This window comes from Bacillus sp. RC251, from assembly GCF_044908765.1.
Taxonomy (GTDB): Bacteria; Bacillota; Bacilli; order Bacillales; family Bacillaceae_G; genus Bacillus_A; species Bacillus_A wiedmannii.
Window position 1 is genome coordinate 1,625,122 of sequence record NZ_JBIYDP010000001.1, and the last position, 26,146, is coordinate 1,651,267.

The 26,146-nt window shown below is 33.1% G+C and carries 25 protein-coding genes and 1 riboswitch; of the genes, 20 read left to right on the top strand and 5 right to left on the bottom strand.

Translation table 11 applies throughout. The annotated features are described in order from the left end of the window. Window positions 1-115: 115 nt before the first annotated feature. Together ABH961_RS08165 and ABH961_RS08170 are read left to right on the top strand one after the other, a co-directional pair. On the top strand, window positions 116-655 hold the full coding sequence (locus tag ABH961_RS08165) for a GNAT family N-acetyltransferase (protein ID WP_097820511.1): 540 nt from the start codon (window positions 116-118) through the stop codon (window positions 653-655). 86 nt (window positions 656-741) lie between these two features. Further along, entirely contained in the window at window positions 742-1,257 is a 516-nt protein-coding gene (locus tag ABH961_RS08170; RefSeq protein ID WP_086406224.1) for a GNAT family N-acetyltransferase, read from the top strand. A gap of 312 nt (window positions 1,258-1,569) precedes the next feature. Here ABH961_RS08170 and ABH961_RS08175 read toward each other — a convergent pair whose 3' ends face one another. Further along, the gene (locus ABH961_RS08175; RefSeq protein WP_098681632.1) at window positions 1,570-2,307 is read right to left on the bottom strand and encodes an alpha/beta hydrolase; all 738 of its coding nucleotides are present in this window, start codon (window positions 2,305-2,307) and stop codon (window positions 1,570-1,572) included. 107 nt (window positions 2,308-2,414) lie between these two features. Continuing rightward, window positions 2,415-3,581 carry an oxalate decarboxylase family bicupin gene (locus tag ABH961_RS08180; protein ID WP_098077302.1) on the bottom strand — a complete coding sequence of 389 codons (1,167 nt, stop codon included), beginning with the start codon at window positions 3,579-3,581 and terminating at the stop codon, window positions 2,415-2,417. 884 nt (window positions 3,582-4,465) lie between these two features. Between ABH961_RS08180 and ABH961_RS08185 the strand changes: the two genes are divergently transcribed. The 3 genes from ABH961_RS08185 to ABH961_RS08195 all read left to right on the top strand — a co-directional run bounded on the left by ABH961_RS08185 (window position 4,466) and on the right by ABH961_RS08195 (window position 6,138). Further along, window positions 4,466-5,236, top strand: coding sequence for a DUF3959 family protein (locus ABH961_RS08185; RefSeq protein ID WP_098076737.1), 771 nt, complete (start codon window positions 4,466-4,468; stop codon window positions 5,234-5,236). A 142-nt stretch (window positions 5,237-5,378) separates the two neighbouring features. Beyond that, entirely contained in the window at window positions 5,379-5,795 is a 417-nt protein-coding gene (locus ABH961_RS08190; RefSeq protein WP_098642404.1) for a DUF3995 domain-containing protein, read from the top strand. A 139-nt stretch (window positions 5,796-5,934) separates the two neighbouring features. Next, window positions 5,935-6,138 carry a hypothetical protein gene (locus tag ABH961_RS08195; protein ID WP_048547121.1) on the top strand — a complete coding sequence of 68 codons (204 nt, stop codon included), beginning with the start codon at window positions 5,935-5,937 and terminating at the stop codon, window positions 6,136-6,138. Window positions 6,139-6,385: 247 nt separating this feature from the next. On the opposite strand, the gene ABH961_RS08200 is transcribed toward ABH961_RS08195, so the two are convergent. Further along, the gene (locus tag ABH961_RS08200; RefSeq protein WP_048547123.1) at window positions 6,386-6,598 is read right to left on the bottom strand and encodes a hypothetical protein; all 213 of its coding nucleotides are present in this window, start codon (window positions 6,596-6,598) and stop codon (window positions 6,386-6,388) included. A gap of 217 nt (window positions 6,599-6,815) precedes the next feature. Here ABH961_RS08200 and ABH961_RS08205 point away from each other — a divergent pair, with 217 nt between their 5' ends. The 6 genes from ABH961_RS08205 (at window position 6,816) to ABH961_RS08230 (ending at window position 12,164) form a co-directional block, all read left to right on the top strand. Beyond that, window positions 6,816-7,820 (top strand): DUF1835 domain-containing protein, encoded by a 1,005-nt coding sequence (locus ABH961_RS08205; RefSeq protein ID WP_404519213.1) that lies wholly within the window; start codon window positions 6,816-6,818, stop codon window positions 7,818-7,820. A 146-nt stretch (window positions 7,821-7,966) separates the two neighbouring features. Continuing rightward, entirely contained in the window at window positions 7,967-8,371 is a 405-nt protein-coding gene (locus ABH961_RS08210; protein ID WP_000282702.1) for a hypothetical protein, read from the top strand. A gap of 158 nt (window positions 8,372-8,529) precedes the next feature. Then, window positions 8,530-9,765, top strand: coding sequence for a cytochrome P450 (gene cypA / locus ABH961_RS08215; RefSeq protein WP_098077310.1), 1,236 nt, complete (start codon window positions 8,530-8,532; stop codon window positions 9,763-9,765). A gap of 267 nt (window positions 9,766-10,032) precedes the next feature. After that, the gene (locus ABH961_RS08220; protein ID WP_098642406.1) at window positions 10,033-11,316 is read left to right on the top strand and encodes an MFS transporter; all 1,284 of its coding nucleotides are present in this window, start codon (window positions 10,033-10,035) and stop codon (window positions 11,314-11,316) included. Next, the gene (locus ABH961_RS08225) at window positions 11,306-11,938 is read left to right on the top strand and encodes a Vat family streptogramin A O-acetyltransferase (protein WP_098642407.1); all 633 of its coding nucleotides are present in this window, start codon (window positions 11,306-11,308) and stop codon (window positions 11,936-11,938) included. Before ABH961_RS08220 ends, ABH961_RS08225 begins: the two co-directional genes overlap by 11 nt. Before the next feature lie 70 nt (window positions 11,939-12,008). After that, on the top strand, window positions 12,009-12,164 hold the full coding sequence (locus ABH961_RS08230; protein WP_000046089.1) for a DUF1540 domain-containing protein: 156 nt from the start codon (window positions 12,009-12,011) through the stop codon (window positions 12,162-12,164). Between the two features lie 102 nt (window positions 12,165-12,266). Here ABH961_RS08230 and ABH961_RS08235 read toward each other — a convergent pair whose 3' ends face one another. Beyond that, window positions 12,267-12,764: a PadR family transcriptional regulator gene (locus tag ABH961_RS08235; RefSeq protein ID WP_098077319.1), complete on the bottom strand. Its 498-nt coding sequence runs from the start codon at window positions 12,762-12,764 to the stop codon at window positions 12,267-12,269. Window positions 12,765-12,904: 140 nt separating this feature from the next. Here ABH961_RS08235 and ABH961_RS08240 point away from each other — a divergent pair, with 140 nt between their 5' ends. The 6 genes from ABH961_RS08240 (at window position 12,905) to ABH961_RS08265 (ending at window position 21,951) form a co-directional block, all read left to right on the top strand. Next, window positions 12,905-14,119, top strand: coding sequence for a cytochrome P450 (locus ABH961_RS08240; protein ID WP_098642408.1), 1,215 nt, complete (start codon window positions 12,905-12,907; stop codon window positions 14,117-14,119). Window positions 14,120-14,232: 113 nt separating this feature from the next. Then, window positions 14,233-14,811, top strand: coding sequence for a cysteine dioxygenase family protein (locus ABH961_RS08245; RefSeq protein WP_098047614.1), 579 nt, complete (start codon window positions 14,233-14,235; stop codon window positions 14,809-14,811). A gap of 177 nt (window positions 14,812-14,988) precedes the next feature. Next, window positions 14,989-15,840, top strand: coding sequence for a Cof-type HAD-IIB family hydrolase (locus tag ABH961_RS08250; RefSeq protein WP_404519215.1), 852 nt, complete (start codon window positions 14,989-14,991; stop codon window positions 15,838-15,840). 459 nt (window positions 15,841-16,299) lie between these two features. Then, a complete protein-coding gene (locus ABH961_RS08255; protein WP_098067889.1) occupies window positions 16,300-18,087 on the top strand; it encodes a PAS domain-containing sensor histidine kinase in 1,788 nt (595 codons plus the stop codon). Between the two features lie 222 nt (window positions 18,088-18,309). Beyond that, window positions 18,310-20,436 (top strand): peptidoglycan D,D-transpeptidase FtsI family protein, encoded by a 2,127-nt coding sequence (locus ABH961_RS08260; protein WP_098077332.1) that lies wholly within the window; start codon window positions 18,310-18,312, stop codon window positions 20,434-20,436. Window positions 20,437-20,772: 336 nt separating this feature from the next. Continuing rightward, window positions 20,773-21,951 (top strand): macrolide family glycosyltransferase, encoded by a 1,179-nt coding sequence (locus ABH961_RS08265; protein WP_098077335.1) that lies wholly within the window; start codon window positions 20,773-20,775, stop codon window positions 21,949-21,951. Between the two features lie 49 nt (window positions 21,952-22,000). On the opposite strand, the gene ABH961_RS08270 is transcribed toward ABH961_RS08265, so the two are convergent. Continuing rightward, window positions 22,001-22,681 (bottom strand): aspartate/glutamate racemase family protein, encoded by a 681-nt coding sequence (locus tag ABH961_RS08270; protein WP_098077338.1) that lies wholly within the window; start codon window positions 22,679-22,681, stop codon window positions 22,001-22,003. A 153-nt stretch (window positions 22,682-22,834) separates the two neighbouring features. Further along, window positions 22,835-22,950, top strand: a riboswitch (SAM riboswitch). Window positions 22,951-23,088: 138 nt separating this feature from the next. Here ABH961_RS08270 and ABH961_RS08275 point away from each other — a divergent pair. The 3 genes from ABH961_RS08275 to ABH961_RS08285 are packed head-to-tail and all read left to right on the top strand — an operon-like array spanning window position 23,089 to window position 26,144. Then, window positions 23,089-23,637 carry an ECF-type riboflavin transporter substrate-binding protein gene (locus ABH961_RS08275; RefSeq protein WP_001038206.1) on the top strand — a complete coding sequence of 183 codons (549 nt, stop codon included), beginning with the start codon at window positions 23,089-23,091 and terminating at the stop codon, window positions 23,635-23,637. Window positions 23,638-23,647: 10 nt separating this feature from the next. After that, window positions 23,648-25,351, top strand: a complete 1,704-nt coding sequence (locus ABH961_RS08280; protein ID WP_404519216.1) for an ABC transporter ATP-binding protein — start codon at window positions 23,648-23,650, stop codon at window positions 25,349-25,351. Then, window positions 25,344-26,144 carry an energy-coupling factor transporter transmembrane component T family protein gene (locus ABH961_RS08285; protein WP_098047619.1) on the top strand — a complete coding sequence of 267 codons (801 nt, stop codon included), beginning with the start codon at window positions 25,344-25,346 and terminating at the stop codon, window positions 26,142-26,144. The genes ABH961_RS08280 and ABH961_RS08285 overlap by 8 nt, the downstream gene beginning before the upstream one ends. The last annotated feature ends 2 nt before the right edge of the window (window positions 26,145-26,146 follow it).

Below are 26,146 nucleotides of genomic sequence, written 5' to 3' on the forward strand. Positions count from 1 at the left end.
AAATATACGGTATACGCCCTTTTTATTTAAATATAGGGCGGTTGAAACAGGGGTTCTCCAACTTTTAAAGAATTATTAATAATAACCTTAAAAAGGCATCAAGAGAGGTGAATTAATGAAGTTAAGAGTCGTTAAAAAAGAAGAATATAGTTTTATTGATGACTTTGTATACGAGATATTCAAAAATACTAACTATTCAAATGGAATAGCTGAAAAAGCTTTGGTGAGGGAAATCAGAGAAAAACCATTTTATATTCCTGAACTTGATTTAGTTGTTGAGGAAGAAGGGATTATTATAGGACACTTTATGCTTTCAAAACTTCCAATTAGTAATAGATTTGAAAATGAAATACTAATGTTATCACCTGTTTCAGTGGCAATTAATAAACAACGCCAGGGTATTGGTAAGTATATGTTGCAGGAAGGTATTAAATTTGCAACTAAAATGGGATATAAGGGAATTATTGTTGAGGGAGATTATCAATATTATCAACGCTTTGGATTTAGTACATCAACTGAATTCGGTATCTATGCGTCCAAGAAAAATCTTCCGCCTTCTGTGGAAAACTTAATGGCTATTGAGTTGTATGAAAATGGTCTGGAGAATATTTCAGGTGAAGTAGATTATTCGATTTATAATTCATTGCAACATTGACAGCTATATGAGAAACAGTTGGTACGTTATCTCCCCTCTATAGGATTTTTCATGAAACTAGTATCTAAAAGAAAGGTGAACTTAATATGAAGCTTGAAACTAATAGACTGATTTTAAAAACCCTTGATCTTAATCTAATTGAGGCTGCGGCCCAGCGTGATATACAGGCAATCAAAGCAATGGGATACAAAACCAACGGTGAGTGGCCAGGTGCAGATTTTTTTGAAGCTTTACCCTACTTTCGGGAACTTCTGATTAAAAATAATGGAACTAAAGGATTTGACTCTTGGATCATTGTGGCGAAAGATACCAAAGAAATAGTTGGCGGCATTGGATTTTTTGGTAATCCCGATTTAGACGGTATGATTGAGATTGGCTTTGCTATTAATGAAAGTCAACGACGCAAAGGTTATTGTTTTGAAGCTGCCCAAAAATTATTAAACTGGGCCTCAAATCATGATGAGGTCAAATATATCACAGCCAGATGTGAACTTGATAATATCAATTCAGAAAATGTTTTGGTGAAATTAGGGTTCCAAATGGATCACAGAGATACAGAATTAATTTATTGGAAATATAGTAATAATGGACAAAACTTATAAGATTTGTCCATTATTACTATGGTTATATAACCAGAAATAATCAAACTTTATTTTAAAGCAACACTAAGGTTTTGCACTATCTATAAAACGAAAAAAACGTTATCCTTTCCTATGATTCTACAGAAAGAATAGCGCGTTTTTTCATTTGAGGGCGCATTTCTTTTTCTTAGCTTGATAGCGATGGGGTACCGTCATCAAGCTAAAAAAGGGGCTCAATCGAAATTTGCACGTATCTCGATTGAACCCCACATTAAACGTAGATTTTTTTGTGATCGTTCAGTCTGGAGGGCTTCAAACCCTCGGTGTTGTTATTTATGGTCTGCCGGCTTCCACGAATTTCTTGGCGATCATTTTCGGTTCCCTGAAGAAGGTCGTAAAGTGGTCTCCGTTGCCTTCAATGTATCGGTAAAAACCGAGATGACTGGATTGATTCGTATGCCAAGCAAATGATCCGGGCGGAAGAGCGATATCTTCCGTCAGATTGAGATAGCTTTTCGGAATTTGTAGATTGTAGAACTTTTTCAAATTTAGCTTTTGAAATAAAGGCCCTGCAGGTTCCGGTATAATTTTGTGGTACATCGATGTCGCTTCTTCTAAGGTGGCTGTGTTTGTGAAGGCATCGCGGAACAGTAGAAATGGAAGCATGATCGTATTGTTACCTGAAGCATCGGTCAGTTGTTTGAATGTTTCTTGAAGAGGCGGCGGAAGTTGATCGTACAAGCTTTGTCCGTCTAGAGGAACAAATGCGTTAGAAAATACGAGACGGTCAATTCGATGCGGGATTTGCTGGGCTACTGTTGCGACAATCGTTCCGCCGAAGCTATGTCCGAGCAAAACGATATGTTTCAAACCTCTTTTCTCGATATATTCGATGACTGCATTCGTGATTTGCTCGTGAGTTACGTTATTGTCTGTCAGGACACCGTGACCTGGATATTCAGGCACATAAACCGAATGGCCAAGCTTGTGAAGCTCGGCAGCGACTCCATCAAATTGGCTGACGTCAGCCCAGGAACCATGAATAATGACGAAGGTCAATTTACGATACATATTTCATCGTCCTTTCTTTTATCAATACTTTTTGAAGCGAAGCTAGGGGGGAATATCTGATTTAGAATCCAGATGAATGAATAGTTAACAACGGAAAACACAATCTTCTATTTGACGACAGGCCATTTTTGTTTTCGCAGCACGTCCATCAGCTCGCTTCCTACATGCAAATTGTCCTGAACCAACTCATGCGGAGTTAATGCCATCCACTGATTCAACGACACATCAGCGAAGCGGTCACTCTTGAACATCTCTAGAAACCAAAGGCTTTCGTCACCGGTGTTTTCAATATAGTGTCCGAAAGCAAACGGTACGTATCCTACATCACCAGCACGGTAATTGAATGTGCGAGCATTACCATTACTTCCCATCACAGTCATACGACCCATACCTGTGAGGTAATATTGCCACTCATCGTTATTCGGGTGCCAATGCATTTCCCTCATTCCGCCGGGTTTAATTTCAACCAGTGCTGCTGCGATATTAGTTGAAATAGGGAAGTTAGAAGAATCAACTATTCGTACAGTTCCACCTGGGGTTACTATCGGCTTTTGTGAAAGTAGTTTATATGTAAAGCTCTCTGGCACAGTACCGTAAGGATCCGGTACTTTCTGGGTTTCCAGGGGTCCGGGTACCTGTTCTTGGAAAATATATCGTTGATGTGTTGGGATATGGGCAAAGGCGTTTTCCAATACACCAAAATTCTTCGCCAATACATCTTTTGGTGTGCGCGCGAACCAATCTGAGATAGATAGGGTGTTAAGATCCGAGAAATTGCCATCATCGAAAACAAGAAGAAACTCACAGCCTTCCTCTAGTCCTTGAATTGAATGTGGAATTCCCGGGGGGAAATACCATAAATCACCTGCCTCGACATCTGCTATAAAGTTCTGCCCATTCTGATCAACCACGGTAATACGTGCCCGACCTAAAATCATATAAGCCCACTCTACTTGTTGATGCCAGTGTAACTCTCGCACACCACCTGGTGTCAGACGCATATTAACGCCTGCAAGAGTTGTCGCAATTGGTAGTTCTCTTATTGTCACTTCCCGAGACCAGCCGCCATGATTTAATTGCATATGTGTGTCGGAGAAAGAGAACTTTAAGTTAGGGATCAATCCCGCATCAGTGGCTGGCGGAACTAGCATATCAGGATTTTCAATATCCCGCATGACGTCCCGGGGGCCAAGATCGGTCGCACCAGCACCATCATCTCTTATAGGCTGCGGTATATTCCTATGCCCAGTTTTCTTCGTAGGTCGTGATTCCATAAAACATGCTCCTCTCTCCTTACAATCTGGTACTGTACTACCTTGATTATTGTTTTATGTACCATAATGTATATATGATTGCTTGTACCAATATATGATATAAGCATGTTTGGTATGCCAATATACAAAATATAGGGAGAAGCGAGGAAATGACGATATTTAACTTATTCATGCAAGGTTTACATAACGCATCATTATCAATAGTCAACGATGTATAAAATTTTCGTTATGGGGGGAATTAAAAATCTTAGGTTGATGGGCATGGGGTAGCACCAACAAAATACGAATTTTACAGCCTGAGAATAATTTAAAAAATATGTGTGTTAAGAAAGTGACTATTATAATTATTTTCTTTAATTGATGATTTTCATCATAGTGGCAGTAAAAGTGATGTGTAATAGAAGAGATACAATTAAGTTTTTTAATAGAAGAAAAATAAAAAAGTGCTAACAAGTTTGCAAACGAACTTGCTAACACTTATACAGAATAGACATAAATTATCGCTGATATGTCTTCTTTAAAACAGCTTTAATTAACGAAATCACACTTATACGAATTACTTATAAAAATATTCGCGATATGACGGATATAGATGCAAGAGAGTTTAAAGAGTTTGATGATGAACTGGATGTAGATATAATAAAGATAGAAAAGAAAGATTCAATTATTCTACTGTAAATAATAACAGACAAATCCTGCTCCTTATATCGATCAGGATTTGTCATTTTTTCATGTAAATAAGGATATCATTTGTCATGTATCTGCTATTTTACGTATTTACTTTATTTGCATACAGGATTAAGATGTTTTTTAGTAATAAAAACATTTTATTTGGAAAAGTAATATGAATTGATTCAAAAGAAATTTGAAAGGAATGAGGAATTGTGAAGAAGTTGGATGTGCTATTAATGCTATTGAGCGGCCTCTTTCCAGTTGCAGGAATTATGAAGCAAATCCCACTAGAACAATCTTTATATATTGGAGGCCTTTTATTTTTTACTAGTTTTGGTAGCTATTTTGCGAAAAAAATATATTCACGTATATGTAGCTGGATAGCTTATGCGCCATTTATAACATTACTGTTAGTAATTTGGCATCAAGATATTTCAACAAGTTCAATAATAGGGAATGCGAAAATCGCCGCTTGTGTCGCTTTAATTCCATGTTTATTCCGTTTTCGTACATATGGACTTACTTTCGGTTTATTCTCATTATGGGCCGCTTTACTTTGGGATATTAAAGAAGTACAGTCGTTAGTCATACTTGAACGTATGTCGAGTTTAATGATAAGTAATTTCAAATACCTTATGCTTTTAGTTGGCGGGCTTATATTAGGCGGGTTAATTGCCATGTTATTACACCGTAAAGAGGAAGATAATAAAGAAAATATAAATCTATTTCAACAAAAAAAGAAACGCAAAAAGCTATCATTTAAGATTCCACTTCCAAAATTACCGAAATTAAAGATGAAATTATATAAGTTTGGTGGAAAAGGATCAAAACGAAAAACACCAGAAAAAATACGTGAGCATAATTACGAAGAACCAGCTCCAGCTGCAACATATGAAATAAGAGAGCAAATAGATCAATATCAAGAAGGTACTGCTAAAGGACAAACGAGGATGGAACGTCGTAGAAATAGGTATAATGCGTAGTAAAGTGAAAAGCCCCTTAATGATTAATCAATTTTACGAAAAATCATTAAGGGGTTTTTATGTTATTAAATATAGATTGCTAAGGTGGAATTTATAGCATACTCTGAAGTTGAAGACTTAAATAAAATAATAGGAGGACAAAATGCTTATTATTACATATATTTCTGTCTGTATATTATTTTTAGTTAGCTTTTTACATGTTTACTGGGCTTTCAGTGGTAAGTGGGCGACAAATAGTGTCATTCCAACAAAAGCTGGAGAAAAGGCGTTTATACCAAGTGTAGGAATGACATTGTTTATTGCTTTATTATTAAGTACGGCCGCAATAATTTTATTACAACAAACAAATCTTGTTCATTTCGCATTTCATAATATTATTGTTCGAATGGGATCTTGGGTTTGTATGATTGTGTTTTTCATAAGAGTAATTGGTGAGTTTCGTTATTTTGGTATTTTTAAACGCGAAAAAGATACACATTTTGCTAAAATGGATACTGTTTTATTTATACCACTTTGTGCATTTCTATCTTTATCATTTTTACTCGCAATTATAATGTGAACATAAAATAGTAACTGCTTTTTCTAAAATAAATAAACGTGAATTAGCAAGGAGTAAAAGTGAGAAATCTAGTAGTAAATAAAAAGGATGTAAGCGTCTTCTTGTCGAAATATAGATTATTATGAAAGGCGGTGACACTATGAAGTATGTTAAAGTCTGTATGAATGGCGGAAGTGAATATAAATTCTCGATGACTTTAGATCGGTTTGAAGAACTTATTACTACAGAGAATGGACTATTAGAAAATAAATTAGTTAGTATTGAAAATGTAATGATTAATCCTACTAATATATCTTCTGTAGTTGAAAAAATTGGTGTACCGGCTAAGTTTATGGAAGCTTAAAAATCGGTACATAAAAAACATCCATAGGGATGTTTTTTATGTGTAAATATAATAATTATGCAATTAATAAATGAGCAGAATTTTTAGCAATACGTATACATTTGATGTTTAATAGATGCACAATAAAATAAGTACAAGCATATATTATATTGTAGGACAAGACCTTCGTGTCCTACTTAATACTCAGAAAAAACCTCTATCACATGAGAGCATCCGATTGCAGGGTGCTCTTTTTTTATCCTGCTCTTTAACTTTCAATTTTAAACATATCTTTGATGCTCATAAATATTAAAAATAAAATAATAGCAAAAATTAAGTTAGATAAATAGAAATCTTGATGAAATAGTAATTCAAAGATGACATCGAAAACATATAATAAGGCGATAGTAGGTAATATACAAATAAATATAAATCTCCAATTTTTCAAATAATGTTTATAAGTAGTAATCGCTTTCTCCATACATATAGCTCCTATATTTTTTATTTTCTATATAATTATACATTTAAATAAAAGGATTTACAAAAGAATATTTAGTAATTAAGAATTGTAGGAGAGATTTTGTTGAAAATGTGGATAGCTGTAGCAATCTGAATAATAAATGCTTTTACTTAAAAAAACTTTAAAAGAATGATACACTATAATATACGTTATTTATGAAATGAATAGAGGGATTTGTATGATAGATAATATCAAAAATATTGTAGAGGATATGTACGAAGATGAAGCAAAACATTTACTTCAAAGTATTCTTATTCAGTTGAATTTATTAGAAGAAAACTATAGTGAAGATGCAATTAAAAATTTGATGGATATTCCTAAGCAACTAACGAGTAATACATCATATATAAGAAATGTAAAAGAAAGCACACACGTACATATTGCGTTTGATGATTCAACAGCTGGATGTTTAAAATATATGCTTAGTCAAGAAGAACAATTGGAAGAGAGGGTTGTCGCTTTTTCTGAATTCTTTTCAATTGGGCCGATAAACAAGCTACATATGAATGAGGGACAACTTGCAAGACAGAAATGGTTAGTAAACAATTTAACTGCTTATGATAATTATTTTGAAGAAGAGTATTTACCAAGGTTTTTAGAAACTATGGAAGAACTACACACTATTCCTATTGAAACACCTATTACAATTTGGAAATCTAATAACGCACATGAACATGTAGGCTTATGTTTTGTAATGGCGCAATTAAAAGATAAGAAAAACATTCGCGTTATTAATACGTCTGAAGCAAGTAAAGAAATATTAAAAAAAGAGTATGCTATTCGTGGAACTGGAGAGTTAGCACCTGAAAGTTTAGCTCTAATTCAAAAAAGTTTTGTAGAATTTCCATATTTAACTGTAGAGAAACGTATGCAGTTTGAACATGAGTGGGATAGTCTATCGAAAAGTACGGAATTTTTAAGAGTTTGGACAGACAATGAAGTGCGTTCTGTACAAGAAGATTATTTTGATCAATTTATTATTGAATGTGCGAAAAGTATAGGTGCTGATCGAGAATTCCTAAAAGCCCCTAGGGTAATTGGTGAAGCACTTGGTCATGTAGAGCAGTTAGTTGGCGATATGTTTTTAGAATATCGCTTAAAGGAATTAATTAAACAAGAAGTATTTGAATTTGAAGGTTCACTAAAAGAAATGCGTTTTTATAGTGTAAAGTTAAGGAAATAATAAATACATTTTATTTTTAAAAACCTCGTATTTTAAATAATACGAGGTTTTTAAATTGAATTTGGGCTATAACATAAGCTTCCTATAGAGCGCATATTACATATGAATGTTAAAGGTACTGAATGAAAAGTAGGTGATTTGTTAATATGTATAACCAGCAAAATTATCCATATGATCAAGGGATGTATTATAATCCACAAAACTACGGGTATGAATCTGTAAATGAAGTGAGAGATATGGAACAAGAAGATTATAGACCAGATGATGCGGAAGATGCTCCAACGTCACCACCACCGTCACAAGCGCCGTCGTTACCGTCTACATTTGCTTCTCCAGCTCAAGCAGGGAATATGAAATCATGGATGTGTAACTGTCTAGGAAGATGGGGATATTTACGTTTGCATCGTCCTGGACCTTTCGGAAGAGACTTATGGTTCTTCCCGACTGAAGTGAGGAGAAATGGGGTTTCAGGTTACACTTGGCAAGGTGGTCGCCGTCGTAAAGTAAGTTATCGCTATCAACAAATTAGTAATTTCATGTGTTTTGCGTAAAGAAGAGTGAGAGAGTAGAAGGATTTTACTCTCTCACTTTTTATTTTTCAATATACGAAGTAAGGTTTTGAATGAAAATTTACAATTTTTGCGTTTTTATTAGAGTATAATGCATATGTTGGTTGGTTTTCAAAAACAAATGAGAGTGAGGGAATACAATGTCAATGAAAAACAAAGTTGGGCTAAGAATAGAGGATGGTATTAATTTAGCTTCAGCTCAGTTTAAAGAAGATGCGTATGAAATTTATAAAGAATCTAGAAAAGTGCAACCTATCTTATTTGTGAATAAAACTGAATTAGGTGCAGAGTGGCTTATTACAAGATATGAAGATGCTTTGCCACTATTAAAAGATAATCGCTTAAAAAAAGATCCGGCCAATGTATTTTCTCAAGATACATTGAATGTCTTTCTTACTGTTGATAATAGTGATTATTTAACGACGCACATGCTAAATTCAGATCCACCTAACCACAATCGTTTACGATCACTCGTACAAAAAGCTTTTACACCGAAGATGATCACGCAATTGGGAGGAAGAATACAGGATATTGCAGATGATTTGTTAAATGAAGTCGAGCGAAAAAGTTCATTAAATCTTGTTGATGATTACTCGTTTCCTTTACCGATTATTGTAATAAGTGAAATGCTCGGCATTCCAAAAGAAGATCAAGCGAAATTTAGAATTTGGTCTCATGCTGTCATTGCTTACCCAGAAACGCCAGAAGAAATAAAAGAAACCGAAAAGCAACTATCTGAGTTTATTACATATCTCCAATATTTAGTTGATAATAAACGAAAAGAGCCAAAAGAAGACTTGGTGAGTGCATTAATACTTGTGGAAAGTGAAGGGCATAAACTTAGCGCCCGAGAACTATATTCAATGATAATGTTACTAATTGTGGCGGGTCATGAGACAACGGTAAATTTAATAACAAATACGGTATTAGCACTTCTCGAAAATCCGGATCAATTACAGTTATTAAAAGAAGATCCAAAATTAATTGATGCAGCTATTGAGGAAGGATTACGATATTATTCTCCAGTTGAGGTTACAACTTCAAGATGGGCAGATGAACCTTTTCAAATTCACGACCGAACAATCGAAAGAGGAGATATGGTTGTCATTGCATTAGCTTCTGCAAACCGTGATGAAACTGTATTTGAAAATCCGGAAGTATTCGATATTACTCGGGAGAATAATCGTCATATTGCATTTGGCCATGGTAGCCATTTCTGCTTAGGTGCTCCACTTGCTAAGTTAGAAGCCAAGATTGCTATTACTACTTTATTTAATCGAATGCCTGAACTAAAAATAAAAGGTAACCGTGAAGAAATGAAATGGCAGGGTAATTATTTAATGCGTTCTTTAGAGGAATTACCATTAACATTCTAGAATATTTATTGTAGACATGCATACATAGAAAATGATTTACATAGAGTATGTATGTGTTATTTAAATTCGAAACGGAAGGGTGAAAACATCCCAATGATCAACTAATTCTATTTGTAAGAGATCTTCGTTAAAAAAACGAAATATTCTTCTGAATAGGATTAGTCTGTGCATTTATAGAAAAGGGATGTATTTCGCTCTGCGAATATATAGTCTTTTTATATGATTTGTGCTGCCTCCTGTTCAGAACATGAAATAGGAGGCTTTTTTATGTCGACAAATGTAGTAACGAAACAAAACAATGGGGTATCACAAGTATTAAAAAATCGGTTTGTGCAAGGAATTCTTGCATCAGCATTGTTTTTACAAATTGGAATATGGGTTCGGAACTTTGCGGTATTACTATATGTAATGGAAATGACGAAAGGTGATGCTTTTGCTATTTCAATGATTTCGGTTGCTGAGTTTGCTCCAATTTTCATCTTTTCCTTTATAGGTGGAACCTTTGCTGATAGGTGGAAGCCAAAGAAGACAATGATATGGTGTGAAACGTTAAGTTCCATTTCAGTATTCGCTGTATTAATTACACTTATGTTTGGAACATGGAAAATCGTGTTTTTTGTCACGCTTATTTCTGCAATCCTTTCGCAGTTTTCTCAACCATCAGGTATGAAATTGTTTAAACAGCATTTATCAACGGAACAAATCCAATTAGCGATGTCTATATATCAAACAATATTTGCGATTTTTATGGTGTTAGGACCGATTCTTGGAACATTTATCTTTCATAGTTTTGGAATTTATATTTCAATTATCATAACAGGTATCGCTTTTTTACTGGCAGCAGCTGTGTTGTTATTTCTTCCGAAAGATCTTGAGAATAAAAATGAGAAAAAAGAAATCACGTTGTTACAGGAAATGCTAGACGGTATTAAATACGTAAAAAAGAAAAAAGCATTAACTTTGCTTGGGCTTTGTTTTATGGCAGCAGGACTAGGTATAGGATTGATTCAGCCATTAGGTATATTTATTGTGACTGAGCAGTTAGGGTTATCAAAAGAGAGTTTGCAATGGTTACTAACAGTAAATGGCGCGGGTATGATTGTTGGCGGCGCTTTAGCGATGGTATTTGCGAAAAATGTTGCTCCGCAAAAGATGTTAATTGTAGGGATGCTCGGTCAGGCAATCGGCATTGGTATTATTGGTTATTCGACGAATTTATGGGTGACACTTACAGCACAACTTTTTAGTGGGTTAGCTCTTCCATGTATCCAAATAGGTATTAATACGCTCATTATTCAAAACAGCGATACAGATTTTATTGGTCGTGTAAATGGCATTTTAAGTCCACTATTCACCGGTTCAATGGTAGTAACAATGAGTATTGCTGGTTCATTAAAAGAGGTGTTCTCATTAAGTACGATGTATGAGGGCACAGCTTTACTATTTATAATTGGATTATTATTTATTTTACCTATATACAATTTAAAGCCAGTAATAGCGGTAGAAAATGAAATAAATGGTAAAGGAAGTGCTGTACAACATGAATCCTAATCCAAATGTAAAATACCCAATTGAAGGAAATCAAAACGTTCATTTTATAAAAAATACAATAACGAAAGCTAATATACTTGTTGGTGACTATTCTTATTATGATGCGAAAGATGGAGAAACATTTGAAGATCGAGTATTACATCATTATGAATTTCTTGGAGATCATCTTACTATTGGAAAGTTTTGTTGTATTGCAAATGGAGTTACCTTTATTATGAACGGAGCGAATCATCGGATGGATGGATTTTCGGCATATCCATTTAATATATTTGGAAATGGGTGGGAGAAGTATACACCTAATTTGTCTGATTTACCTTACAAAGGTGATACAGTTATAGGAAATGACGTATGGATTGGTATGGATACAACGATTATGCCTGGAATAAAAATAGGGGATGGTGCAATCATTGCAGCTAAATCTGTTGTGACTAGAGACGTCGCACCATATACAATTGTTGGCGGAAACCCTGCAAATAAAATAAAGAAAAGATTTACAAATGCAATAATAGAAGAATTATTGCAAATTCAATGGTGGCATTTTGACATTGAAAAAATAACAGAAAATATAGATGCTATTGTACAAGGAAACATTGAACCATTAAGAAAACTAAAAAGGGAATAAAAAATGTATGACAAAGAGTATCATACCTCCGAATTTTGTTAATGATATTAGAACAAGGAGGTGTGATACTATGGCACAAGACGTTTTATGTGAAGTAAACAACTGTAAATTTTGGGCTAACGGCAATAAATGTAGTGCAGATGCAATTTATGTAGTAAGTCATAAAGGGAAACATGCATCAACTACGGAAGAAACAGATTGCAAAACTTTCGATCCAGAAGTATAAATTTTTTGAAGGGTAGCCAAATCGTGGTTGCCCTTTTATTAATTATAGTATTGATAATAAATCTCATTTTCATTCATTATTTTTAACTTTTCTTGTTAATTTTTATATTTTCTTCATAAGTGATGTAATCCAGAGTAATTCGTGTTCTATACGTGATTTACTAAATTCAATAACTTCTGTAATAAAAGATGAGCTAACATCTAAAGATTGAATAGCAGTAAGCTGTTTATTTAGTACGTCTTGGCGTATTGTTAAAATTTCTTTTCTACCTTCGTAATTAAGTTTTTCAAATAGAGCGATACGTACAAGGAACTCAGCGTTATTTGTCGCAATTTTTTCAGGAAACTCTCTTAACATCTCTGAAAAAATTTCTTCACCTGTTTCAGTTATATCGTACATATTTCGGTTTGGCTTTCCGACTTGTTTATGTATTTTTTTCGTTATAGCACCCATATTTTCGAAGCGCCGAAGAGCGGGATAAAGTGTGTTATGATTTAATTCGAAATTCTCACCTAACCGGTTTTGAACATTTTTCTTTATTTCATATCCATGTTTTGGTCCAGTTGTTAATTCTGCTAATAGTAAAATGTCAACGTACATAAAAATCCCCCTTATATATTTCTCAAGTTCTCCAATAAAAAATCTCCTTTAGTATATGTTAAAATAACATATGTTAGATTATACAACTTTGAACTACCGACCTATCACTTTTATTGTAAAAGAAAAGGGAGGAAAGAACTATGGCTTCGCCGGAAAATGTGATTTTAGTTCATGAAATTTCAAAGCTGAAAACAAAAGAAGAATTGTGGAATCCGTATGAGTGGTATCAATTTATGAGGGATAATCACCCTGTACATTACGATGAAGAGCAAGATGTATGGAATGTTTTTTTATACGATGATGTAAATCGAGTTTTATCGGATTATCGCTTATTTTCAAGTAGAAGGGAGCGAAGACAATTCGCAATCCCTCCTTTAGAAACTAGGATAAATATAAACTCTACGGATCCACCAGAACATCGCAATGTACGTTCTATCGTTTCTAAAGCATTTACTCCAAGAAGTTTAGAACAATGGAAACCCCGAATACAGGCAATCGCAAATGAACTTATAGAACATATCGAAAAATATAGTGAGGTTAATATTGTTGAAGAGTTTGCTGCACCTTTACCTGTTACCGTCATATCCGATTTATTAGGAGTGCCAACAACGGACCGTAAAAAAATTAAAGCATGGTCTGATATTTTATTTATGCCGTATAGTAAAGAAAAGTTTAGTGATCTGGATGCGGAAAAGGGTATAGCACTAAATGAATTTAAAGCATATCTTCTACCGATTGTTCAGGGAAAGAGGTACCATTTAACCGATGATATTATTTCGGATTTAATACGAGCTGAATATGAAGGCGAAAGATTAACAGATGAAGAAATTGTTACTTTTTCTTTAGGTTTATTAGCGGCAGGCAATGAAACAACTACTAATTTAATTATTAATAGCTTGTATTGCTTTTTAGTGGATTCACCTGGAACATATAAAGAATTAAGAGAAGAACCTAAATTAATTTCAAAGGCAATTGAGGAAGTATTGCGCTATCGATTTCCCGTTACATTAGCTAGGAGGATTACAGAGGATACAAATATATTTGGGCCTTTTATGAAAAAGGATCAAATGATTGTTGCGTGGGTAAGTGCAGCAAATTTAGATGAGAAAAAGTTTTCACAAGCCTCTAAATTTAATATACACCGAATAGGAAATGAAAAGCATTTAACATTTGGTAAAGGTGCTCACTTTTGCTTAGGAGCACCACTTGCACGTTTAGAAGCTGAGATTGCATTAAGAACTTTCATAAATGCTTTTGAAAAAATAGAGTTATCTCCATTGTTCAATTTAGAAAAATGTCTATTGGAAAATGAACAAACGTTAAATTATTTACCTATTCTTTTGAATAATAGGTAAATTGATCAGCAAGGTACAAATTTACTGTACCTTGTTTTTTTATTTCTCAATTGTAAATTTTTAGTTGATTATTTAGTATGGAGATGTGTGAAAAAGAATGGAGGAGGACGCTTATGTTAACGTGTAATGGAAGTAAAACGTTTCAAACGTTCATTAAAGCTGTAACGGATTTAATGGATAGTAATTTATTAGAAGATCAAATTGTTTGTGCGATTGAAAAATTACTAGAAGAACTTTTAGAAAAGAAAACATGGCTTCCGTTAGAAAAACAGAAGGCGAATTCGGCTCAATACGCACGACATTTGTTATATGAAGATCCTTTTAATCGTTTTGAAGTATTAGCTCTTGTATGGAAAGATGGACAATCTACACCTTTACATGATCATGATGGTACATGGGGAGTAGAAGGCGTTTTTACAGGGAGGATAATGGTGCAAAACTTTATACAAACGAAGCAGTTTGAAAATTCACTTGTTTATTTAACACATACAGGAAATCTTTATTTGGGAGAAGGAGAAACAGATAAAGTCATTCCACCAGCTGATTGTCATATTCTTGAAATAGCTAAAAATGAAAGCGTTATCACTATTCATATTTACGGTAAACGTTTAGAAAAGTTTAAAGTATATGTCCCAACTGAAGAAAAGAATGTGTACATGTGTGAGACGAAATATATTAGTTATAGTTCATAGTATAAAATCAAAAACTTTTCTTTAAAAAGAAAAGTTTTTGATTTTATTATTAATTATTTCTTGACCTGAAACGCTTTTCATAAATTATAAATAAGGGGTACTTCACGAGATCAGTATGAAAACGATACCTTGTGTTTATAATGAACTCGTGTATTTATAGAAAGTGGTGAAGAAATAATGAAATTAATCGCAATTGATTTAGATGGAACTCTTCTTTCAGGGAATAAAATGATTAGTAACGAGAATGCAGAAGCAATTCGAAAATGTCAGGAAGCGGGTCATGTTGTAGCAATTTGTACAGGACGTTCTATCTTCGACATTGAAAGATTGTTGTTAGAAGTTAATTTAGAGTGTCCAATTATTGCGGAAAACGGTGCGCTTATATATAAAGATAAAAAAATGATGAAGAGATATCCAATTCAAAATATGCAAGCACTTGAGATTGTAGAATATCTTGAAGAGAATGGCTTATATTATCAGCTTTATACTGATAAAGGTGTGTATGTACCGGATTATGGAGTAGAGAGTGTACGTAATGAAATTGAGTATGTGAAGAATTCAAAAGAAAATTTCGACTTGAAAGAATTAGAAACGATCGCAGCTTTATACCTTGAGCATACAGCGTTTCATAGTGCAGAAAGTTGTAAACCGATTGTAGAAACTGATATACATGTGCATAAGCTTTTACCATTTTCTTATAACATAGAAAAATTACAAAAGTTAAAAGCAACGTTTCTGCATAATACTGATTTAGCAATTACATCTTCATATTGGCATAATTTAGAAATTAATCATCGAGATGCTCAAAAAGGAAATGGATTATATACTTTAGCAGAACATCTAAATATTCCAGTTGAAAATACTGTAGCGATAGGTGATGGGCTAAACGATGTATCCATGATGGAAAAAGCAAACATATCAATTGCAATGGGGAACGCAGTCGAAGAAATAAAAGCAATGTGTAAATACGAAACTTTATCAAATGAAGAACACGGTGTTGCACATGCTTTATATAATTATGTAATGTAATATAAAAAGAAAAAAAGAATCCAAATGGATTCTTTTTTTCTTTTTATTAGGGGTAAGGTATTCTATGAGATTCATAGAAGCCTTATTACTTTTTATTATATAGAATATATTGGAATAAATGTTTATATTTTTCATACTAATTGTGAAAATTTTATGAACTTTATATTTTTGTATTTTTATACTACTAAAATCGATGTGTATGACTCTGATATTAAAATCCGGTTTCTGCATGAGTACCCGTTTTAGGTTGGTCGTACATTCAGAATTAATATGTGATGAACAAAATACGTACTGATTAAGGATTCATTTTATACGCAAATTCTTCTCTATTTTAATTGAAAAATAAAATTTATTCGAATAATTATTCTGCAGCTATATACCTAAAGGCACATTCTACGTATAATGGAGAAGTATAAAATTTGAATTTGTATTAATTTTACATATTGAGGTGAAAAAGGAATGAATGCGCGGCTAATGGAACTTATTGATGTGAGTACAATAGAAACCATGGCAGAACAGTTTTATAAATTAACCAACATATCACATCAACTTCTTGATGCTGAAAAAGAATGTATATTTTCTTTTGGAATAAATGAAATGAAAATATGTAAACTTCCCAAAATTGAAATCCCCATTTTTTTATACAATCAACATTTAGGATCTTTTGTAGTATGGTCAAACAAAAGTGACATTTTCAATTGTCAAAAATACTTTGAAATGCTTTCAAATCTAATTATAGATGGAGCAACAAAGGTATTTCAAAGTAAAAATACAACGTTGCTTTCTCGAAAAGAGGAGGAACTGCATACGATTTTACAAAACATGCCTGTTATGGTTGATGCGCTTGATTATAATGGAGATTTTGTTTTGTGGAATCGGGAGTGTGAAATTGTAACAGGTTATACAGCTGAAGAAATAATAGGGAATCCAAATGCCCTACAATTATTGTACCCAGATCATAATTATCGTCACCAAATACAAACGAAATTTTTAACTTGTGGAAAAAATTTCAGGGATTGGGAAATGCACTTAACATGTAAAAATGGTGAAATCAAAACAATCATGTGGTCCAATATATCAGAACAGTTTCCTGTAACAGGATATAGCTACTGGGCTGTCGGAGTAGATATTACACATTTAAAAGCGATAGAAGACCAGTTAAAACAACAAACGTCTGAATTGGAATTAATTTTTAAGGCTTTACCAGATTTATGTTTCTTAACAGAAGCTGATGGCACAATTATAGATTATAAAGCAGGATCCCCTTCGAAATTTTACGTACCGGCACAAGCTTTTATGGGAAAAAAGTTTTTCGAAGTATTACCATCTCCAGTAGCACAGCAGTTTCAGGAAGCAATTCATCAAGTGAAGGAAAAAGGGACGAATGTAATTGTTGAGTATCCACTTACAATTAATGGGAGTGTCGATTTCTTTGAAGCTAGATGCTTACCATTATTACATGATAAAATTATGATCATTGTACGCGATATTACAGAACGGAAAAAGACAGAAGAATTGCTAAATAAATCAGATACACTTGCAGCGATTGGTCAATTAGCAGCTGGTGTGGCTCATGAAGTAAGGAACCCATTAACTGTCATTAAAGGGTTTATACAGTTATTTCAAATTAATAAAGAAGATCAAGAAAAATATTTTGATTTAATGCTTTCTGAAATTGAAAGAATAGAAGCGATACTTCAAGAGTTTTTATCAATTGCTAAAACAGATGAGATAAATACAGAACAAAAAAATATTTATCAAATTTATAATAATGTCGTATCGTTAATGAATACAAAAGCAATTATGACGAATATTCAAGTGGAACTATATGCAGACAACAAAGACATAAGCATTGAATGCTCAGAAAATCAATTGAAACAAGTGTTTATTAATATTTTGCAAAATTCAATCGAAGCTATGCCAGATGGCGGGAAAATTACAATTCATATTAAAGAGATAAACGATGAAGGTGTCATTATTCATGTAATTGATGAAGGAATAGGGATACCTGAAGATAGAATTAAGAGATTAGGTGAGCCTTTTTATAGTACGAAAGAAAAAGGTACCGGTATCGGATTAATGTTAAGTTATAAAATCATTGAAAGTCATCAAGGAAATATAAGTATTATGAGTGAAGTTGGAGTCGGGACAACAGTAACGATTTACTTACCGAAAGCTCAGAGCGAAAAATCTCTATCAAATTATGATGATAGATTCGAATCAATACGTCCAATTATTAACTCTTAAATTACTAAATCCCCAATAACCAAAAGCTTAACTTTTGGTTATTGGGGATTTTTATATTTAATTTAGTAAACTTTACCTTTTCTTAACCTTTGTTTTAATTTCTATTAAGTTTTTATCAGTATATTAATATTTGTGCAAAGTACTGTATAGAAAATGTGCATTACTTTTAATATATAGATTCAATTATTAGTAGGAATTCGGTAAGGAGGAGATTATGACAAGGTGAAAAAGCATGAGAAAAAAAGTGGGAGAGCAATACCGACGCGGTTAAATATTTTATTTCTTTGTGTATTTTTATTATTTTCTGCAATGATTATACAGTTAGGTAAAGTGCAAATTTTCGATGGAGAGACTTATAAAAATGAAGTAGAAAAGAGAGAAAATGCAACTGTGAGCCTATCTGTCCCACGTGGAAAAATATTTGATAGAGAAGGGAATCCAGTAGTTGATAATACATCTTTGCGTACGATCACGTACACAAAGATGAAAGGTGTAAAATCAGAAGATATATTAAAAACTGCAAGACAACTTGCAGACATAATTGAAATGCCGCAAGAAGATATAGCTAAGTTAACTGAGACAGATAAGAAAGATTTTTGGATGCAATTAAATCCGAAACTGGCTGAAAATCTAGTATCGAAAAAAGAAATAGATACATTTAGAGAAAAGGATATTAGCGGCAAGAAGCTAGATAAAAAAATAGAAGAGTTAAAAAGAAAACGGGTTACAGATAAAAATCTTCAGGAATTAACAGAGAAAGATATAAAAGTGTTAGCTATTAAAAGTAAGATGACTTCTGGTTATCAAATGGCTCCTCAAATTATAAAAAAAGATGTTAGTGAAAAGGAATTTACTATAACTAGTGAAAGTTTAGCGAATCTCCCAGGTGTAGACGTATCGGTTGATTGGGAGAGAGTGTATGTAAATGATGGATTATTCCGATCTGTTCTTGGAAATGTTTCTAATTCCGATGAAGGATTACCAAGTGAACGATTAGATTACTACTTGGTACGTGATTATAGCCGAAATGATAGGGTTGGAAAAAGTTATATCGAGCAGCAATACGAAGATGTACTTCATGGTACAAAAAAAGAAGTAAGAAGCGTTGCAGATAAACAAGGTAATACAATTAGAACGGAAATCGTTTCTGAGGGAAAGAGCGGTAAGAATTTAACTTTAACAATAGATATGGAATTACAGAAGAAAGTAGAAGAAAGTATTGAAAAAATATTAAAGACATATAAAGGGTCAGAATCCATGTTGGACCGTGCTTTCGTTGTGATGATAAATCCGAAAAACGGACAAGTATTATCCATGGCCGGGAAAAGACTTGTAGAAAAAGACGGAAAAACAGAAGTTGAAGACTATGCATTAGGCACAATGACTAGTTCTTATGAGCTTGGATCAACAGTGAAAGGTGCGACAGTTTTAACTGGATTTGAAACGAAAGCTATAACACCAGGTACTTATTTTTATGATGCACCTATGAAGTTTAAAGGAACAAAGGAAAAAAAGTCTTGGAAAGAGTTTGGAAATATTGATGATTTAAGAGCGTTACAAGTCTCTTCAAACGTTTATATGTTTCATACAGCATTAAAAATTGCAGGTGTAGATTATGTGAAAAATAGTTCATTAAATATTAAACAGGAGTACTTTGATAAAATGAGGTATTATTTCAGGCAATTTGGATTAGGTGTTCCAACGGGTATTGATTTACCAAATGAAACAGCTGGACAAATTGGTAAAAAAGATAATCAACCTGGTTTCTTACTAGACTACTCAATTGGCCAGTATGACACCTATACGCCACTTCAACTTGTACAGTATATTTCAACAATCGCAAACGGTGGATATCGAATGAAGCCACAAATTGTTCAAGAGGTAAGAGAGCAAACGTCGCAAAAAGATGAGATTGGTAAAGTGGTGCATACAGTAGAACCAATCGTTTTAAATAAGATAGATATGAAAGAGGAATATATAAATCAAGTAAAAGAAGGATTTAGAAAGGTATTCCAAGAAGGTGATGGAACAGGAGTAAGGGCGTTCCAAAAAGCATCTTATAAGCCAGCAGGTAAAACAGGGACAGCACAGACAGTATACGGTGGAGAAAGTGATATTGGAAGAAATGAAAAAGGTGAGCGAAGAGAATGTTATAATTTAACGTTAGCAGGATATGCCCCGTATGATAATCCTGAAGTAGCATTCTCTGTAGTTGTGCCGTGGGTTATTAATGATAAATCTGGTATTAACTCTGATATTGGAAAAGAAGTTTTAGATGCTTATTTTGAACTGAAAAATAAGAGATTGACTGGAGAAACTATAAAAATAGATAGCTCTCAAGAAGGTTAAAACATATAAAATAGTACAGAAACTAGAGTCGACTTATTTAGAAATAGGTTCAAAATGGGTGATAAAGAGGTAAAATCATTCTATCAATTATTCACATTTTATAAAATAAATCATATATTGATAGCATAGGACAAGCTGAAAAGCTTATTCTAACCTCACAGAACACTCCTTATCACGGTTTGGCATCTACTTATGTAGATGCCTTTTTTAATTTAATCACTAACAATTATTTATCAACCTAAAGTAGCAAGCGTATTAGGACTATTAGGTGAAGATTGACGGTAATAATTACAGTATGCTTAATAAGCGAATTGAAATGTAAGGAGTGAGAAATAAGTGCTAAATATTTTAGTGGTTAATTTTCCAGCGGAGGGACATGTAAATCCTACATTAAGTTTAGTCAAAGCCTATACTGAACGAGGTGATCACGTACATTATATTACGACAGAACAATTTAAAGGCAGAATTGAAGATTTGGGAGCTACTGTATATACACATCCAGATTTATTAAAGGAGATTTCTATTGATTCTGAAACTCCAGATGGGCTGAATTCTTTCTTTCGTGTACATGTTCAAACTTCTTTATATATATTAGAAATTACGAAACAATTATGTGAAAACATACATTTTGATTTCGTAATTTATGATATATTTGGCGCTGGAGAGTTAGTAAAGGAGTATTTACAAATTCTAGGCATAGTTTCTTCTCCTATATTTTTAATTCCTCCAAATTTTTTGGAAACATTACCTTTTCATCCAAATGCAGAAATACCATACCAACCTGATAAAATTTCTGAACAGTTACTATATCAAATGGAACATGAATTTGGAGTAACACCTAAAAATAATCTTCAATTTATGCATAACAAGGGAGATATTACTCTTGTGTACACAAGTCGCTATTTTCAACCTAATAGCGATTTATTTGGAAGAAATAACATTTTTATTGGACCGAGTATTTCAAAGCGTAAAACAAATGTACAGTTTCCATTTGAATTACTTAAAGATAAGAAAGTTATTTATATTTCAATGGGGACACTGCTTGAAGGACTTGAACCATTCTTTAATACTTGCATTGATACTTTCTCGGATTTTGATGGAATAGTTGTAATGGCAATTGGTGATAGAAATGATCGTTCAAAAATTAAGAAAGCGCCAGACAATTTTATAATTGCTTCATACGTACCCCAATCAGAAATATTAAGTGAAGCAGATGTTTTCATTACACATGGTGGTATGAATAGCGTACACGATGCCATTTATTTTAATGTCCCATTTGTTATAATTCCACACGATAAAGACCAGCCAATGATAGCGCAAAGATTAACTGAACTTGAAGCCGCACATCGGTTATTGAAAGAGAATGTTAATGTGCAAACTTTAAATGAAGCGGTAACAGACGTTCTTTCAAATGAAAAATATAAACATGGTATACGAAAACTGAATGATAGTTTTTTAGAATGTGGTGGTACTAAAGAAGCAATTGCAGTGATTACATCTCTTTTAAATAAATAGTTTAGACAATATAAAAGCATAGAGGCACTACCTTTATGCTTTTATATTATTATACTGCAAACTGCACAGCAGTATTTGCATGTAAAAAAGCGGTATCAAAAACAGGTACAGTAAGGTCGTTTTGGGAAATGAGCAATGGTATTTCAGTGCAGCCTAGCAATATACCTTCTGCGCCATTTTGAATTAATGAGTTTGTAATTTGTAATAGCTTTTCTTTTGATGTTTCTGAAATAATTCCTTTACTTAATTCATTTAAAATAACATGATGAATAAAATTTCTTTCCTCTTTATTTGGAATAATTGTCTCAATGTTATAGTTCGCTAGACGTGATTTATAGAAGTCTTGTTCCATCGTTTGTTTCGTACCTAATAGTCCGATCCGTTTTATATTCTGCTCTACCATTTCTTTAGCACTTACATCACCAATATGAAGAAGTGGAATAGATATTGCCTGTTCTACTTCTTCAGCAAATAAATGGACCGTATTGGAACACATTAATAAACATTCAGCCCCGGACTTTTCAACCTTTTTTGCAACTGTGACTAATTCGTTTTTCACTTCTTCGTATTGATGATTTTGTAATAAAGTAGTTACTTCACCAAAGTCCATGCTATATAAAACAAGCTTCGCATTTTGATCGTATTGAGAGAGTGTAAGTGTATTAATATGTTTATAGTATAACGATGTAGATTCCCAACTTAGTCCACCAATTAAACCGATTACTTTCATCGTACATTCCTCCCGTTACTATTTTGAATTCATTATTTCATAATTCCGATAAGAATACAATGATTTAAATGTACCGTTAAACGAAAAATAAAAATAATTAGAAAAGTGTTGAAATTTACACTTATTAATGCCATAATACGAATTACAAATTAATACTTATCCAGAGAGGTGGAGGGAACGGCCCTATGAAACCTCAGCAACCCCTATATAACTTTATAGGAAGGTGCTAATTCCGCAGAGGACACGACGTGTTTTTTGGAAGATAAGAGGATTCTTGAACGTGAAGAAAATGACCTCTTATGTAAGGGGTCATTTTTTGTTGTATAGAAAGGGAGTGTCGATGCATAATTCATTTTCAAAATAAATATAGAGTAATAAAAGTTGACTAATACGGGAGGGGAATTGTAATGAACAAATTATCAACAAAGTTAGTAGTAGCAATCGGAATTGGAGCAGCATTATACGGGATATTAGGACTTTGGGGATTTTCTATTGCACCAAATACATTTATTAAACCTGCATTAGCTATTTTAACCGTTTTTGGAGCGTTATTTGGTCCAGTGGCAGGACTGTTAATAGGACTTATCGGTCATACCGTAACAGATACAATCGCTGGATGGGGTATTTGGTGGGGGTGGGTTATTAGTTCAGGTATTATCGGCTTTGCAATGGGACTCATTCAAAAAAGAGTTAGCTTTAGTGTGAAAAACGGGACGTATAATAAGCGGGATATTTCTTATTTAGCCATTACTGGGTTAATTGGTATTGTCATTGCTATTATATTTGCTGGGGCATTCGATGTTATTGTGATGGGAGAACCATTTGACAAAATTGTTATACAAGTATTAGGAGCGACAATTGCGGATGTTATTGTATTTTTAGTTCTTGGATTGCCAATTACAATAGGTCTAGCTAAATCTAATAAGAAACATACACATTTAAAAATTGAAAAGTAGGGATGTTAACATGCAACCAATCATTTCTTTTGAACAATTCAGTTTTCAATATGAACATGCTGCGCAGCCTACTGTAAAAGACATTACATTTCATATATACCCTGGAGAAAAAGTACTAATTGCTGGACGAAGTGGTTCAGGGAAGTCAACGTTAGCTCATTGTATAAATGGGCTAATCCCCTTTTCTTATGAAGGGATTAATACTGGTAATATTTTAATTGCCGGAAAAGACCCGAGGAAAGAGAGTGTTTTTGAACTAAGTAAACAGGTAGGCACAATTTTGCAAGATCAAGATGCTCAATTTATTGGTCTTACAGTAGAAGAGGATGTAGCTTTTTATTTAGAAAATGAATGTGTAAATCAAGATGATATGAAAAAGATTGTTTCGAACTCATTAAAAAAGGTAAAGATGCATGCTTTTCATAAACAAAGTCCACATGAATTATCAGGAGGGCAAAAACAAACTGTTTCTTTAGCAGGTTTGTTAACAACAAATGCTGATATATTATTGTTCGATGAACCGTTAGCAAATTTAGATTCAGCAAGTAGTTTACATACAATAGAACTTATTAAAGGCATACATAAACAATATAATAAAACAATTGTAATTATTGAACATCGAATAGAAGAAATGTTAAACCTGGATTTAGATAAAATCATTTTAATGAATGAAGGGGAAATTGTTGCGATAGGGACACCAGAAGAGATTTTAGCGTCAAATATATTACCATCTATCGGCTTAAGAGAGCCTATGTACGTAGAAGTATTAAAGAAATTGCAGTTTGATGGTAATAATGACGTAATATACTACCCACTTGAAAATCTTCAAAGGGAAAGTGTTCGTAGCGTAATAAATGAGTGGATGGAGAAGCAAGTTTCTTGTAAAGGTACTCCTACAAAAAAAGAATTATTGAAAGTAGAGAATTTATCATTCTCCTATCCTAATAAACAAAAAGTATTGGACAATGTAAATTTCTCCATATATGAAGGTGAAATTGTAGCACTTTTGGGCCATAATGGAGCCGGGAAATCAACATTAGCTCATAGTCTTATAGGCATAAACAAAACAAAAAATGATAGGATTATATTTGATGAAGTAAATATCAATTCTTGGTCTATTCGTAAACGTGGTGAGGTTATATGTTATGTGATGCAAAATCCAAATCATATGATTACACAACCTACTGTTATAGAAGAGGTTTCATTTTCATTAAAATTAAAAAAGTTTTCAAAGGAAGAAATTAAGCTTAGAGCGGAAGAAACATTAAAACTTTGTGGTTTGTATCCATTTCGAAATTGGCCAATTCAGGCATTAAGTTATGGACAAAAGAAGAGAGTAACGATTGCATCTGTACTAATAGCAAATCCGAAACTTATCATATTAGATGAACCGACAGCGGGACAAGATTATTATCATTATAAACAGTTTATGTCGTTTATTAGAAAACTAGCTGTAAAGGGAATATCTTTTATTTTTATCACACATGATATGAATCTCGCTTTAGAATATGCAGACAGAGCGATTGTTCTAGATGAAGGGGAAATTATTGCGAATAATTCCGCGTGCGTTGTATTAGGGGATACAGAAACGTTACAAAGGGCAAACCTAAGGGAAAGTTCTTTATTCAAACTAGTTAAATTTAGTGGAATTTCATATCCTGAAAGGTTTATGGAATATTATTTTGAGGATAATAGGAGGGAGGAAGGTGTATAGTACATATTTTCATCGCATGGATGGAGCAGTGAAATTGTTGTTATTTATCTTTTGTATGACACTTACTTTTTTGTTTTTTGATTTTCGTATATTGCTATTTGTATTTATGATTGGATGTATCGGACTGTTTATTGCTAAAATTCCATTTCGTAAAATTTGCATTGTTTTTACTGTTATATTTACATTTAGTTTATTAAATTCTGTCATGATTTTATTTATTACACCAACTCATGGATCCGAATTAACCGAATCATATACTTCGTTTTTACATATCGGATATGCAACAATTACATATGAAACATTATTTTATGCAGCTACACTTTCATTAAAATATTTTACGTTATTACCATTTACACTTATTTATATATATACGACTGATCCAAGCAAATTTGTGAGTAGCTTAAGTAAATTTCGAATTCATTATAAGATTACATATGCAATAAATATTGCATTACGTTATATACCTGATATTCAGTCCGAATATAAAGTTATTAAACATGCACAAGAGGCGAGAGGAGTAGCTTTTGAAAAAGGAGAAGCAAGTTTATGGATTCGTATGAAAAACCGTGTCTTAATTTTTTGGCCTTTAATTATTCATTCACTAGATAGAATCGATACAGTTTCAAATGCAATGGATTTAAGAGGATTTGGAAAGAAGAATACACGAACTTGGTTTTATACAAATAAAGCGAAAAGCGGGGATTTCATTGCTTTATTTGTAGGTGTTTTTATTTTAATTGTTGCAGTGTATTTAAAGTTACATGTATTCCAAAACTTTTGGTATCCATTTTAAAG